The 13,952-nt window shown below is 65.8% G+C and carries 12 protein-coding genes and 1 pseudogene; 8 read left to right on the top strand and 5 right to left on the bottom strand.

Annotated features, from left to right (window positions below; translation table 11 throughout):
* Positions 1-24: 24 nt before the first annotated feature.
* The 3 genes from NRB56_RS14890 to NRB56_RS14880 are packed head-to-tail and all read left to right on the top strand — an operon-like array spanning position 25 to position 3,552.
* Entirely contained in the window at positions 25-1,569 is a 1,545-nt protein-coding gene (locus tag NRB56_RS14890) for an acyl-CoA carboxylase subunit beta (protein WP_153342514.1), read from the top strand.
* A gap of 34 nt (positions 1,570-1,603) precedes the next feature.
* Entirely contained in the window at positions 1,604-1,795 is a 192-nt protein-coding gene (locus NRB56_RS14885) for an acyl-CoA carboxylase epsilon subunit (RefSeq protein WP_153342512.1), read from the top strand.
* Positions 1,792-3,552: an acetyl/propionyl/methylcrotonyl-CoA carboxylase subunit alpha gene (locus NRB56_RS14880; RefSeq protein ID WP_319943018.1), complete on the top strand. Its 1,761-nt coding sequence runs from the start codon at positions 1,792-1,794 to the stop codon at positions 3,550-3,552. Before NRB56_RS14885 ends, NRB56_RS14880 begins: the two co-directional genes overlap by 4 nt.
* Positions 3,553-3,565: 13 nt before the next feature.
* On the opposite strand, the pseudogene NRB56_RS14875 reads toward NRB56_RS14880, so the two are convergent.
* Positions 3,566-4,126 (bottom strand): annotated as a pseudogene (locus tag NRB56_RS14875) (RloB family protein); the annotation flags it as partial.
* A gap of 88 nt (positions 4,127-4,214) precedes the next feature.
* Positions 4,215-5,456 (bottom strand): AAA family ATPase, encoded by a 1,242-nt coding sequence (locus NRB56_RS14870; RefSeq protein ID WP_153343033.1) that lies wholly within the window; start codon positions 5,454-5,456, stop codon positions 4,215-4,217.
* Positions 5,457-6,166: 710 nt separating this feature from the next.
* On the opposite strand from NRB56_RS14870, the gene NRB56_RS14865 reads away from it, so the two are divergent.
* Positions 6,167-6,736 (top strand): ribonucleotide reductase N-terminal alpha domain-containing protein, encoded by a 570-nt coding sequence (locus tag NRB56_RS14865; RefSeq protein ID WP_153342508.1) that lies wholly within the window; start codon positions 6,167-6,169, stop codon positions 6,734-6,736.
* 180 nt (positions 6,737-6,916) lie between these two features.
* Here NRB56_RS14865 and NRB56_RS14860 read toward each other — a convergent pair whose 3' ends face one another.
* Positions 6,917-7,153 (bottom strand): hypothetical protein, encoded by a 237-nt coding sequence (locus NRB56_RS14860; RefSeq protein ID WP_153342506.1) that lies wholly within the window; start codon positions 7,151-7,153, stop codon positions 6,917-6,919.
* A gap of 184 nt (positions 7,154-7,337) precedes the next feature.
* Between NRB56_RS14860 and NRB56_RS14855 the strand changes: the two genes are divergently transcribed.
* The 3 genes from NRB56_RS14855 to NRB56_RS14845 all read left to right on the top strand — a co-directional run bounded on the left by NRB56_RS14855 (position 7,338) and on the right by NRB56_RS14845 (position 11,079).
* Complete coding sequence (locus NRB56_RS14855; protein ID WP_153342504.1) at positions 7,338-7,940, top strand: dihydrofolate reductase family protein; 603 nt, start codon at positions 7,338-7,340, stop codon at positions 7,938-7,940.
* 530 nt (positions 7,941-8,470) lie between these two features.
* Positions 8,471-9,766 carry an NHL repeat-containing protein gene (locus NRB56_RS14850; protein ID WP_227837743.1) on the top strand — a complete coding sequence of 432 codons (1,296 nt, stop codon included), beginning with the start codon at positions 8,471-8,473 and terminating at the stop codon, positions 9,764-9,766.
* 422 nt (positions 9,767-10,188) lie between these two features.
* Positions 10,189-11,079 (top strand): alpha/beta fold hydrolase, encoded by an 891-nt coding sequence (locus tag NRB56_RS14845; protein WP_153342500.1) that lies wholly within the window; start codon positions 10,189-10,191, stop codon positions 11,077-11,079.
* 416 nt (positions 11,080-11,495) lie between these two features.
* Here the strand turns inward: NRB56_RS14845 and NRB56_RS14840 are convergent, their stop codons facing one another.
* Positions 11,496-12,092, bottom strand: coding sequence for a CGNR zinc finger domain-containing protein (locus tag NRB56_RS14840; protein ID WP_153342498.1), 597 nt, complete (start codon positions 12,090-12,092; stop codon positions 11,496-11,498).
* Positions 12,093-12,181: 89 nt separating this feature from the next.
* Between NRB56_RS14840 and NRB56_RS14835 the strand changes: the two genes are divergently transcribed.
* Positions 12,182-13,057 carry an alpha/beta fold hydrolase gene (locus NRB56_RS14835; protein ID WP_153342497.1) on the top strand — a complete coding sequence of 292 codons (876 nt, stop codon included), beginning with the start codon at positions 12,182-12,184 and terminating at the stop codon, positions 13,055-13,057.
* A gap of 507 nt (positions 13,058-13,564) precedes the next feature.
* Here NRB56_RS14835 and NRB56_RS14830 read toward each other — a convergent pair.
* A complete protein-coding gene (locus tag NRB56_RS14830; RefSeq protein ID WP_153342495.1) occupies positions 13,565-13,936 on the bottom strand; it encodes a hypothetical protein in 372 nt (123 codons plus the stop codon).
* Positions 13,937-13,952: the final 16 nt, after the last annotated feature.

The following is a 13,952-nucleotide window of genomic DNA, read 5'->3' as shown; positions in this document are numbered from 1 at the left end:
CGCGGTGCGACAGAGAGGATCGTGATGCGGGACCGTGTCGAGGAACTCGGCAAGATCAAACTCGCGGTGCTGGAGGGGCCGGACCCGGCCGCCACCCAGCGCCAGCACGACAAGGGCAAGCTCACCGCCCGCGAGCGGATCGACCTGCTGCTCGATCCGGGCTCGTTCCAGGAAATCGAGGGCCTGCGACGGCATCTCGCCACCGGATTCGGGCTCGAGCAGCGCCGCGCCTACACCGACGGCGTGGTGACCGGCTGGGGAACCGTCGAGGGCCGTACGGTCTTCGTGTTCGCCCAGGACTTCCGGATCCTCGGCGGCGCGCTGGGCGAGGCGCACGCGCAGAAGATCCACAAGATCATGGATCTGGCGCTGTCCGCCGGCGCGCCGCTGGTCGGCCTGTACGACGGCGCCGGCGCCCGCATCCAGGAGGGCGTCAGCGCGCTCGCCGGATTCGGCGGCATCTTCTCGCGAAACACGTTGGCGTCCGGGGTGATTCCGCAGATCAGCGTGATCCTCGGCCCGTGCGCCGGCGGCGCCGCCTACAGCCCGGCCCTCACCGATTTCGTGTTCATGGTGCGCGAGACCGCGCAGATCTTCATCACCGGCCCGGACGTGGTCGCCGCCGTCACCGGCGAGCAGGTGACCATGAACGGGCTCGGCGGCGCGGACGTGCACTCGCGCGAGACCGGCGTCACCCACTTCACCTACGACGACGAGCCGAGCTGCCTGCACGACGTGCGGCACCTGCTGTCGCTGCTGCCGTCCAACAACCGGGAACAGCCGCCGGTCGCGCCGTGCGCCGATCCGCCGGACCGGCGCAGCGAACGGCTCTACGACCTGGTCCCCGTCGACGGCAACCGCCCGTACCCGATGCGCGCGGTCATCGAGGAGATCGTCGACGACGGCGAGATCTTCGAGGTGCACGAGCACTGGGCCACGAACGTGGTGTGCGCGCTGGCCCGTCTCGGCGGGCGGGTGGTCGGCATCGTCGCCAACCAGCCCAGCATGCTCGCCGGGGTGCTCGACATCACCGCCTCGGAGAAGGCCGCCCGCTTCGTGCAGACCTGCGACGCGTTCAACATCCCGCTGGTCACACTGATCGACGTACCGGGCTTCCTGCCCGGGGTGGCGCAGGAACACGGCGGCATCATCCGGCACGGCGCGAAACTGTTGTACGCCTACTGCAATGCGACCGTGCCGCGAGTCTCGGTGGTACTGCGCAAGTCCTACGGCGGCGCCTACATCGTGATGGACTCCCGCTCGATCGGCGCGGATCTGGCGCTGGCCTGGCCCAGCAACGAGATCGCGGTGATGGGCCCCGAGGGCGCCGCCAACGTGATCTTCAAGCGCGAGATCAACGCCGCCGACGATCCGGAAGCCATGCGGCAGTTGAAGATCAAGGAATACCGCAGCGAGCTGATCCACCCGTACTACGCGGCCGAACGCGGCTTGGTCGACGACGTGATCGACCCCGCCGACACCCGCAACGTGCTGATCCGCGCACTGACGATGCTGCACACCAAACACGCCGACCTGCCCATGCGCAAGCACGGGAACCCGCCTCAGTAATCCTATCCGCCAACAGAATTCGAGCGAGACAGAGATGAACGAACCCGTCGTACGGATCGAGCGGGGCAATCCCGACGACCTCGAACTGGCCGCGCTGCTGATCGCCCTCGCGGTGGTGGCCGCCCGGCCCGCCGAATCCGCCGACGACCAGCGGGCTCCGGTTCGCTGGCTGCGCCGGGAACGCCGCACCGCCTTCGTCGCCTCCCACAGCTGGGCCGCGGCGTGATCACGAAAGTCCTTGTCGCCAACCGTGGTGAGATCGCGGTCCGGGTGATCCGCGCCGCCCGGGACGCGGGTATCGCGAGTGTCGCCGTGTACGCGGAGCCGGACGCGGACGCGAGGTTCGTGCGGCTGGCCGACGAGGCGTTCGCGCTCGGCGGGCAGACGTCGGCGGAATCGTATCTGGTGTTCGACAAGATCCTGGACGCGGCGGCGCGCTCCGGAGCCGACGCGGTGCATCCGGGCTACGGATTCCTCTCGGAGAACGCGGATTTCGCCCAGGCGGTGCTCGACGCGGGCCTGATCTGGATCGGCCCGTCCCCGCAGTCGATCCGGGACCTGGGTGACAAGGTCACGGCCCGGCACATCGCGCAGCGCGCGAACGCGCCGATGGCCGCGGGCACCGAGGATCCGGTGCGCGACGCCGCCGAGGTGGTGGCCTTCGCCGAAACCCACGGCGTGCCGGTCGCGATCAAGGCGGCGTTCGGCGGTGGCGGCCGGGGCATGAAGGTCGCGCACACCATCGAGGAGATCCCGGAACTGTTCGAATCCGCGACCCGGGAGGCGACAGCGGCGTTCGGCCGCGGCGAGTGCTTCGTCGAACAGTATCTCGACCAGGCCCGTCACGTCGAAGCCCAGGTGCTGGCCGACCGGCACGGCACCGTGATCGTGGTCGGCACCCGAGACTGCTCACTACAGCGCCGATTTCAGAAGCTGGTCGAGGAGGCCCCGGCCCCGTTCCTGCCGGACGCGGTGCGCACCACGATCCACGAGTCGGCGAAGCGAATCTGCCGCGAGGCGGGCTATTACGGCGCGGGCACCGTCGAATACCTGGTCCAGGGCGAGACGGTGTCCTTCCTGGAGGTGAACACCCGTCTCCAGGTGGAACATCCGGTCACGGAGGAGACCACCGGCTTCGATCTGGTGCGGCAGCAGTTCCGCATCGCGAACGGCGAAAAACTGGCTCTCACCGAGGATCCCGCGCCCCGCGGCCACGCCTTCGAATTCCGCGTCAACGGCGAGGACGCCGGCCGCAACTTCCTGCCCGCACCGGGCCCGGCGCGCGTGTACCGGGAGCCGTCGGGCCCGGGCGTCCGCGTGGATTCCGGTGTGGCCGAGGGCGATGTGATCAGCGGCCGCTTCGATTCGATGCTGGCGAAACTGATCGTGTGGGGCGAGACCCGCGAACAGGCGTTGCAGCGGTCGCGCCGCGCCCTCGCGGAATTCGAGATCGAGGGCCTGGCAACGGTATTGCCGTTCCACCGGCACATCGTGGAGCATCCGGCGTTCATCGGGGACGGCGAGTCGTTCGAGGTGTACACGCGATGGATCGAAACCGATTGGGCCAACCCCATTCCGCCGTATACCGACGGTGAGCCGGCCGAGGAGATCGACGCGGCGAGACAGACCGTGGTCGTGGAGATCGGCGGCCGCCGGTTGGAGGTCTCGCTGCCGGAGCAGTTCTCGGTGGGCGCCGGAGCGGTCACCGGCGCCGCGGCGGCTCGGAAGAAGCCGCGCAAACGCGGGAGTGCGGCCGCCGGCGCCGCGTCCGGTGATGCGGTGACCGCCCCGATGCAGGGCACGGTGGTGAAAGTAGCCGTGGCGGAAGGCGATTCGGTCATCGCCGGCGATTTGATCGTGGTGCTCGAGGCGATGAAGATGGAGAACCCGATCAACGCGCACAAGGATGGTGTGATCACCGGCTTGTCCGTGCAGGTCGGTGCCGCGATCACCCCGGGTAGTGTGCTCACCGAAATCAAGTAGGCGCGAACCACTCTCAATTCCTGACAGCCTCTGTGGCGGACTTCACCGCAGCACGGATATGCGTTACGAACTGATCGACCGAGGATGAAGGGTTGTCCTGCGGGAAATCCGTGCCTTCCTGCTGGTGTTTCTTACGAAGACCTTGCGCATGGAGGACGGCTTTGTCTGTCAGCCTCATGTAGAGCAAGTCATCAATGTGCTTACCGTCGGAACCATCGAGCGCGCGCCTGAGTTGAATTGCTTCGTCAGTGGACAGATGGCGGGTATGGTGGCGGTGGTGGAGGATGAGCCAGATTTCGAAGCAAGGGTTGCTGATCGCCAACTGCACACCGTTGTCCGTCGCCATCTGTCTTGCGCGGGCAAGGTGCGGATGGCGTTGTGGGGACTCGACATCGAACAGACACCAAAAGAAGTCGATATCAAGGTCGGCTCGACGTTTGTCGGCGCAGGCACTTTCCACGAGGCGCATAGGCGTCGCCCCGGCTTCTTCGATAGATATATCGACTGAAACTATATCGGTAAATTCGGGCAGCCTTTTGAGGGCATCGATGTACTCGGGTTCGGTCGACACGCCCTCCGCATAGACGCGAAAGTTGTTCGAACCGGTGTTGTCTCCGTTGTGCGCTGGAGCTTCTTTCCCTTCTTGCCTCGGTCCTTTGCGCTCATCCGATCAAGCCGAGATCGCGCAGAATCTCAGGACGGGATACGTCGGGCAGCGCACCGAAACGGCCACTGAGGTAGCCGCTTTCGAGGTTCGCTGATCGGCGAACGCGTTCTCCTGCGAAGTCTGAGAGCGCCGCGAAGCGGGTCGCCCCGTTCGACGCCTTCTGGGTCAGCCACACTTCGTCTCGGTTGAGATGATTCAAGAGATTGGTGTCGTGCGAGGTGAACAGAAGCTGAGCACCGTGCGGGTTGGAATTCTTCTGTTTGAAAAGCTTGATCAGCTGTGCCGTGAGCGTCGGATGCAGGCTCGCATCGAGCTCGTCGAAGAGTACGGTGGCGCCGGACCGTAGTGCATCGAGCACCGGTTCGATCAATTCGAACCAGGTTTGAGTTCCGGCGGACTCGTGATAGTAATCGAACGGCGCTCGTTCGCCGTCGGCAACATGAACGAGCCGAATGGTGTAGCCGGTAGCGGGCTCGCCGCGCCCGGATTCGATTCGCTTCTCCTCGATCTCGACATCCGCCACCCCTAGATCGGCAAGCTGCAACAATGCTATCGCCTGCTGGCGGTCGGATGGCGATTGAGATTTGTCGAGGAGCGCCTCATCCTCATGAAATTCCAGCTCTTCGTTGCGGGGCATTTGGAAAAGGCTGATCGTCGATCGTATATCGGTCGTGCGCTTGTATTGGTTGAATCGAAAAATGCTCGGTCGATGCCGGCCCACTGGCTGCCCCAGGTCCTTGAACCGAATAACGGACCGCGAGAATGCGGAGGTGATCGGCTCATCGAAGCGTCGCATGATCGAGAGTGCCAGTGACCGATCGGTGAGCAACGCTCGAGTGCCGGAAAGTTCCCCGAGGCCGCGCTGCAGGGTGAGATCGTTCGCTTCGCGTTCGAAGACCCGCCGCCGCCGCCCCTCCGGGTAGTGGAAGAGTGCCTCGTAGCTGACCCGATGTCTGCCGACATCGAGGAGGTACTCGAAGCGGACCCCCTCGATCTCCAGTTCGAGGGCGAAGGACGAATCCCGGCTCTTCGCGTGACCGAACGCAAATGGTTCGACCGGGATCTCGTCGTCCCACGCGCGCAAGGAATGCCGAACTGCTGTGCTGAGCCAACCCAGCGCCGCCAGCATGTTCGATTTTCCCGAGGCATTGGGTCCGAAGATGCCTGCAACCGGCACAAGGGAGGCTCCGAACTTCGGATAGGCCCGCACCTCCGGCCGGTCGTCGACTGCGATCATCGACAGCTCTACGGGCTCGGGTATCGACCGGAAGTTTTCGACTTCGAACCGAATAAGCACCGGGCACCTCGCTGCAGTTTGATGGGCCTCTTCGTCAAAACCCTACCAAATGCAGCCTTTGTCAGCCCTCGGGCTGCGATCTGCACGGTCGAGCGTGTCCCGATGGCTCCGCTGTCGTACCCGCAACTGCGTGGAACCTCGCCGTGGGTTGATGTCCACCGAGGCCAGAGCCTTCTTCAGAGCGGGCGCCGCACGCCTGACAGCCCCACGGCCCTGCGAGTCTCCTAGCGTCGGCAGTCTCAGGCGCTCGACACCGGTCGATGGCAACAGCGATTGAGCCGCGTCGGGCCGTGTCTTCCCTGGTGCGCCGAGCGCCTCATCATGGGAGCGAGGGGAGTGAAGGGCGTTGCGCCAGTATCTGGTGAAGGTTCATTGCTGCGGCAGCCGCTGACTGATCCAGGTGCCGGCGGTGGACCTCTGACCGGCGTTCCGCCGGACTCCTTCGGCATCGACCTGGCCGGGGATCGCGTACTCGCCAGCGTCGAAGAGTACGCCGTCGGTCGGACGGCACTCCTGCGATGGCAGCCAGCCCGGGTCTGATACCCCCTCACGCCATCCAGGACTGCACGAGTATCTCAGTGGCACTCCGCCTTTCGTGTCTTGCTTGTGGCTGACGGCTGCGCTGCCAGCCGATCGGAACGAGTTCACGCATGTCCCAATTCGTAGCTTCACTACAGGCTGAGCACGTTTTACGCGCAGCCCGCATCATCGACCCTGACGAAACACCCGCCGACATGGTGGAGCGCGTCACCCAAACCTTGGCCGACCAGGAAGCCGAATTTTCCGGCCGCCGATCAGCCGCCCAGTTCGCCGAAGCGTTCGAAGGTGCACTCGATCGTGGGGAAATCATCATGAGCACGCCGGTCATGATGAATGCTGGTCGCCACCCGGATCGGCCCCTGACGGCATGCACGGTACCCATCGCAGACCTCGATCCAGCGCGATCACGCCGACTGCGAGAAGAGATCATCACCCTGCACGAGCAGGGCATGGGCACCGGATTCAACCTCGACACCGCTGAAGATCCCGTCGCGATGCTGCGCTTCCTCAACAGCGTCGCCGTCGAAAGCGCCAGCCACGGCAAGGAAGAACGCCCAGTCGGCAACATGGCGATCGTCAATGTCCGGCACCCAGGATCCATGAGTTCGTCCAGGCCAAAGTCGGCGCCACGAGCGACGGCACCGCACCACGTGCCTTGCCATCCGCACCGGTGCGGATGATCCCGGAAATGGACCGTCACCATGAGCCGGCCGCCCAGAAACTGAGCAGACGGCCATCGTGGCGTTGCGGAGGTCTGAGCCGGCGATGAGGCATCCCGAGCGCCCTGTAATAGCCGATGAGCGTACGTTCGGCGGTCGGTGTCCACCCGCGAGTGGAAGCCGCTGTTGTTGTGCCGATCGTCAGTCGGCCGGCCCTCGGGCGGTCAGGACGGTCCTGAGCACGTGCTCGACCGCCGATTCGAACAGCGCTCCCCGTAGCTCGTTTCGCGCAGCCAGGTTGCGGGTGGCGAGATCGAGCACTTGATCAGGGGTCAGCCGGCGAACTACCAGGGCGGCAACGTCTTCCAGATCGAGGTCGCGGTTCGAGTCGTCCAGTCTGATCAGGGCGAACGAGACGACGATCTCCTCGTCGGTCATACTTCGCCTCCGCCGTTCGCTCGCTCGGCTATACCGGGGTAGCCGGGGCCCGATACTACGGTGTCGGGCCGCGCCGAGCCCGAATGAGCCCGCCTCGCACGGGACCGGCGCGGCCACGATGAGTTTCCGACGTCCGACTCGTCCTGACCCATATCGCCGACCGGATGTGTAAGGACGAAGTGGAATGTCTGAAGTATTCCTGACCATGGCAATGTCGCTCGACGGGTTCATCACCGGCCCGGACGACAACGCCGAGAATCCGGCGGGTACCAACGGGATGCGACTGATGGACTGGCTGAGCGGCGGAGGCGCGTCCGACGCGGACGTGTCCCATACATTCCGCCCGACGTATCCCCACAGCCGACTCGTGTTCGACGAGGCCATGGCGACCGGGGCCGTGATCGCAGGGAAGCGGACCGGGGATTTCGCCGGTTACTGGGGCGGGGATCACCACGCCGGGGTCCCGATCTTCGTGCCGACCCACCAGCCACCGGCGGAGAACCCGTACGAGCGGGTGCACTACGTCACCGATGGCATCGCCTCCTGTGTCGCACAGGCAAAGCAGGCCGCGGGCGGCCGGAATGTGATGATGCACGGTGCGTACACCGGCCAGCAGGCATTGAAGGCCGGCGTGCTCGACATGATCGACATCCAGCTTCGGCCGGTACTGCTCGGCCGCGGCCGGCGGCTGTTCGACGGGCTCCCGGCCGAGCACACAGAACTCGACCTGGTACGCACGCTGGAGGATCCCGGCGTCCTGCATCTGCGCTACGTGGTGCGCAAGTAGCCGCAAGCCACGTGCGAACTACCCGGCGAGTCCAGAATCCTGGGCTCGGCGCCGCCGGACAGGGACTCACAGCCGATCTGAATGGTCCCCGTCCGGTAATGCCGCAGGTCGCGCGAAGTCTGTTGCGCCGCACCGCATCCACCCATGCAGACTTCCGTGCGTTCGCTCATCGACTGGCGGTGGAATGGATCGCCACCGCGTGCGCTTGCGCCGAGAAGGCGGTATGGCAGCGGGAGACCCGAGGCCGAGGCCGGAGTCCGCTACCAGGCAAGCGAAGCGGGTCCGACGCCGCGGCCGAGGCCCGTGTCCGGGCGTTGTTCGACCGCCGCGCCGGGACCCCGGGCTCGCGTATCGGTACTCGGCAACGTGTTCATTCGGGGCCGTTGCCGGGGGCAGGTGGTCATACTGTGGGTGTTCGTGGTGTGCCCCGGGTTTGCCCGGGCAGTTTTCGCTCTACCGTCGTCGAATCGTCGAGAGAGGTAGCCGGAATGCTGTGTGCTACACGATTGTCGGGAAAGACGCTGCTCCGCTTGGGATTCGGTGCGATCGCCACAATGGTGGTCGCGTCGTGCTCCAGCGCGCATTCCGCCACGGAGGCGGCAGGGACGCTGGACGCCGGGTTCGGTTCGGCGGGTGCGGTGTCTGCTGATTTCGGTTCCTCGGCCGACCGGGCACGGGCGGTCGCGGTGCAGCCCGATGGGAAGATCGTCGTCGCGGGCTCGACGCAGGATCCGGTGCAGGGCGACAACTTCGCGGTCGCCCGTTTCACGCCGGACGGGCGGCCGGATACCCCCTTCGGTGACCAGGGGAGGGTTTCCACGGATTTCGGTGGCAAGGCCGATGTCGCGAACGCTGTTGCGCTGCAATCCGACGGCGCGATCGTCGTGGTCGGTACCAGTCACGGCACGGCCACCGGTGACAACATCGCGGTTGCCCGCTACACCGCCGGCGGTGTGCTCGACGCCGGGTTCGGCGACGGCGGGAAGGTGTCCACCGATCTCGGAACCCAGGCAGACCACGGCAACACGGTCGTCGTACGACCCGACGGCCGGATCGTCGTCGCCGGGTCGACCCGGGATCCGAATCCGGCGCAGGGCGACAACTTCGCAGTCCTGCGGTATCTGCCGGATGGCAAGCCCGACAACGGATTCGGTAACAACGGCCTGGTGTCGACCGATTTCGGCGGGAAGGCCGACGTCGCGAACGCGGTCGTGTTGCAGCCGGACGGGTCGATCGTCGTGGTGGGTACCAGTCACGGCACGGCCACCGGTGACAACATCGCGGTTGCCCGCTACACCGCCGGCGGTGTGCTCGACGCCGGGTTCGGCGACGGCGGGAAGGTGTCCACCGATCTCGGGACCCGGGCAGACCACGGCAACGCGGTCGTGGTGCAGCCCGACGGCCGGATCGTCGTGGCCGGGTCCACCACCGACCCTGTCCAGGGCGACAATTTCGTGCTGGTCCGGTACACGCCGGACGGTCACCTCGACACCACCTTCGGCGAGCGTGGGAAGGTGGCGACCGATTTCGGCGGCAAGGCCGACATCGCCCTCGGGCTGGGCATAGAACCGGACGGCAAGCTCGTCGCCGCGGGTACCAGTCACGGCGCCGCCACCGGTGACAACATCGCGGTCGCCCGCTACACCGCCGGCGGTGTGCTCGACGCCGGGCTCGGCGACGGCGGGAAGATATCCACCGATCTGGGCACCAAGGCCGATCACGGTAATGCCACGGTGGTGCAGCGCGACGGGAAGATCGTCGTGGCCGGCAGCACAGCCGACCCGCGCCAAGGCGACAACTTCCTGGTTGTCCGGTACAACCGCTGACCGCGACCGAGGCGCCGGGCTGCTACCGTGCTCACCGCGCGGTGGCGGCCATCGGCGCAGGTGATCGGCCGTCGGGCGGCTCGATGGCGGGTGTGCCGCGCAGGACCTGGAATCCGGTCCGTCACCGCTCCAAGGTGCGTCGCCGTCAAGAGACGGCACGATCACTTACGCAGCCTCGACAGGCACGCGCCACCGGCTTCTGCTCATGCCGAGTTGCGTGCGTACCGGATGTTGCCATCGGGCGACCGGTCGTCGTGCATGATCGCGAACGTGTCCACGACATGCGCGTCGTGGAGCCGTTATGCTCGGCGACGATCGATTGATGCTCGGCGTATCGCGAAGAGGTGGTACTGACATGCTGGTATCACGTCGCACCTGTGCAGCGGAGATGACGGCGATGTTGATGATGCCCAGGCGCGCTCATGCAGCCCGGTGACGGCCGGCCGGCATTGCGCGCGCCGGTGCCGGATGGAGCGACATCACGCTATGCGACGGTCAACGGTGTGCGGCTGCACTACGTGATCGCCGGCAGCGGCGATCCGGTTCTCCTGCTTCATGGTTGGCCCGAGACCTGGTATGCGTGGCGCAAGGTCGTCCCGGCACTGGCAGCCCGGTTCACCGTGGTAGCGCCCGACATGCGCGGCTACGGCGATTCCGAGCGCCCCGCCGACGGCTACGACAAAGTGACGGTCGCGACCGACCTGCACGAACTGATGCGATCGCTGGGATTCGGCCGCGTTCACCTCGTCGCCCAGGACATGGGCGGGCCCGTCGGCTTCGCTTATGCGGCAAGCTTTCCGGCGGATGTGCGCGACTTCGTCTTCATCGAGAGCGCTGTTCCGGGGTTCGGCCTCGAAGCGTCGATGGATGTGGCCCACGGCGGCAGCTGGCACATGGGTTTCAACATGGCGCAGGGAATCAACGAGGTGCTGGTCGCCGGGCGCGAGCGGCCGTTTATCGAGTATTTCTACCGGCGCGGCACGCTGCACCCGGACGCGCTGACGCCGACCGACATCGACGAATACGCGCGCAGCTATGCGGCAGGCGGCCTCGTGGCGAGCTTCAACTATTATCGGACCCTCCTCGACGACGCGAAAGTCAATCGCGACCGGCTCGCCGTGAAACAGCTCGCCCTCCCGGTGCTCTCGCTCGCAGCCGAGAAGGGGTTCGGTGACCTCTCCCATGCCTCGATCACGCAGGTAGCCAACCACGTCGAGCGGCGGACCATCGCCGGAGCGAAGCACTTCCTGGTGCAGGATCAGCCACAGGCGGCGGCAGCAGCGATTCTGAGCTTTCTGACGCGCACAGAGTAGGACGCCGCAACCGGATCGGCTGCGCAAACGCATCCGGTCACCTCGGCACCGATACGCTGCAATGCCGCTGCACTACTTGCCGACAGTCCTGGCCGCTGACGTGCGCGTGGTCGCGCAAGCCTTGGTGCCGGACCGCTTGCCCCTGCACGGTTGCAGCGCGTGGGTTCAAGGCGAGTATCTGACCATCCCGTATCGGTTGTGCAATCCCGAACCAATCGGTCGGATCCCGGCTCGGCTTTCGGCAGCACAGACCACGATCCTGCACAGCCGTCACGGCAACGGCAGCGGCAACGGCCATGTCCGCCAACGCCGCCTCGCGCGGATCCTGTCAAGCCGTTCTCGACATCCATGATCTCGGCGAATTCACTCGTGCCGGTTCCGGTTCGAAGCGTGGCGCAGTTCTTCGGCTCGCCTTTTCAGGGGAGTCGTTGATGTGATTCGTCGTCTTTGGTGTGCTTGGCGGTGCTGTGGCGGTCGTAGTAGCGGGCCACGCGGATCCGGTTGCCGCAGCGTTGTGGTGAGCACCAGCGGCGGCGGGGGTGAGCGGGTAGGAACAGCAGGACGCAGTCCTCGGCCTCGCACTGTTTCAGGCGGGCGATGGCCGGGCTTCCCAGCAGTTCCACGGCGGATTCGGCGAGAGCAGCAGCGAGCCGGGTGCCGGCGGAACCGGTGCGGTGCACGGTGGCGGTGAGCGTGGTGCCGTCCCAGTGCAGCTGCCGGATGGCGGGTGCGGCGGATTGCGCATTGTCGAATGCGCGCAGTGCGGCCGCGGGTGGTCGCCGGTCGTGCAGCAAGGCCTCGCACACCGCGGCGATGTGCTCGCGGATTTGCCGCACCTGCCGCAGATCTTCGGCACTCGGATGCTCGGGCGGGGGTTCTGGGAGCCGCTCGGTCTCCTGTCGCAGCCAATCGGCGAGCTGATCGGGGGTGGTCAGCAGGTCGGTGTCAGCCGGATGGGTATTGACCAGATCCAGCGCCAACGGCTCACCGATCAGGAAGGCCGCCTCACTCATGTCGCTAATGCTACATCGTCGATTTGACACATTAGATGTTGGGCGACTTACATCTAATGCATCAACACCGAAAGAAAGCATGTGAAATCATGGACGTGCCGCTGATCAGACACCGCCGTCTCGAGGTCGAGGGCGTGGACGTCTTCTACCGGGAGTCCGTGCCCACTCGCACCGATGCTCCGGCACTGTTGCTGCTGCACGGCTTCCCGTCGGCCTCGCATCAGTTCCGGCGGCTCATCGACGTGCTGGGCGATCGTTACCGGCTGATCGCGCCGGACTACCCCGGTTTCGGAAACACCACCGCACCAGCCGATTTCGACTACACCTTCGACCGTCTGGCCGATATTGCCGAGGGATTCGTGCGACGACTGGAACTGACCCGATTCGCCGTGTATGTCTTCGACTTCGGCGCCCCGGTCGGCTTCCGCCTCGCCGAACGCCACCCGGAATGGATCGCGGGGTTGGTCGTGCAGAACGGAAACGTCTACGCGGCAGGACTTTCCGACGGGGCACGGGCATTCACCGCGCTGCGGCCCGAGCAGGCCGGCGCCGAAGACACGATCCGCGAGCTACTCACCCTCGCGGGCACCCGCAACCAGTACGAAACCGGCGTCGCCGACACCACCGTGCTGTTTCCCGAATCCTGGCTGCTGGACCAGCATTTCCTGGATCTACCCGGCCGCAAGCAGGCACAGGTGGCGCTGGCCTTCGACTACAAATCCAACATCGCCCGCTACCCGGCCTGGCAGGCCTGGCTGCGCGAGCACACCCCACCCACCCTGATCACCTGGGGCGCCAACGATCCCTTCTTCCCCGCACCCGGCGCTCACGCCTACCTGACCGACCTCCCCGACGCCGAACTACATCTGTTCGACACCGGCCACTTCGCCCTGGAAACCCATCTGGGCGAGATAGCCGCACTCATCGCCGCATTCCTGGACCGGCTACCGGGTTCACCCCGGTGAGACCCGCCACGACACGTCACGTCACGCGTGCGTTTCTTGTCCATTGACAAACACCACGTCGCCAATCACGGAGCACACCATGAGGATTCGGCCCCCTGAGCCGGCGGATCGCCATTGAGCTCACCGCCGTCGTCGCTGTGCTGTTCTTCATCGCGATATCGGTTGGCTACGCCTGGAACCCACCGGGTCCGAAAGAGCGGCCCAGCTACCCGGATTCCGGTCGGCACGACGCCAGTCCGGCGGGTCGGTGCAACTCCATCGAGCAATCACGGCCGGACCGTCCTGACTGAGAACTACACCCGCTCGTGAGGGCGGCTCGGCGCCGGGCGGGCCAGCCCGTTCCGACCCGCCGGCTACAGCCGACGCAAGTACGCGCACATGCCTCGTTCCGATCGTTGTCGAAAAGGCCACAGGTGATGTTCGCCGGTCGGTCTCGCGTACTGACCGGTGGTGCCGATTATCGGATGGGTGGTGCAGTCGTTGGCCGATTACTGCCGAATCGCTGTGTCAGCCGAATGGTTCTTCCTCGGGGCTTCTGACCACCCCCGTGACGGTCGGCTCGCCGGCGGTGATCTTTCCGCTGCGGGCTGTGGCCCAGGCTCTGATCGCGGCGCTCTGTTCCGCGGTTATGCGCTGCGTCCAGCAGCCACGTCGCACGATTTCGGCGTTCATTCCGTGTGCGGTGAAAAGCCGTGCGAGTTCCCGGAATTGGGTCGGTGTGAGGAAGACCAGGTAGTAGTCTTCGCCGGAAGACAGCGACGCGAGAACGGTTCCGAGGGCGAAGGCGCGCTCGCCGATCTCTTCGAGGAATGCTTCGATGTAGCCGGGTCGATCGTTCGGGGTGAGGTGGGCCAGTCGTTGCGCCATGATCGCGCGCACGCTGAACTCGAAATCC

Source organism: Nocardia aurantia (assembly GCF_009604425.1).
Taxonomy (GTDB): Bacteria; Actinomycetota; Actinomycetes; order Mycobacteriales; family Mycobacteriaceae; genus Nocardia; species Nocardia aurantia.
This window is presented reverse-complemented; position numbering and strand designations above follow the sequence as displayed.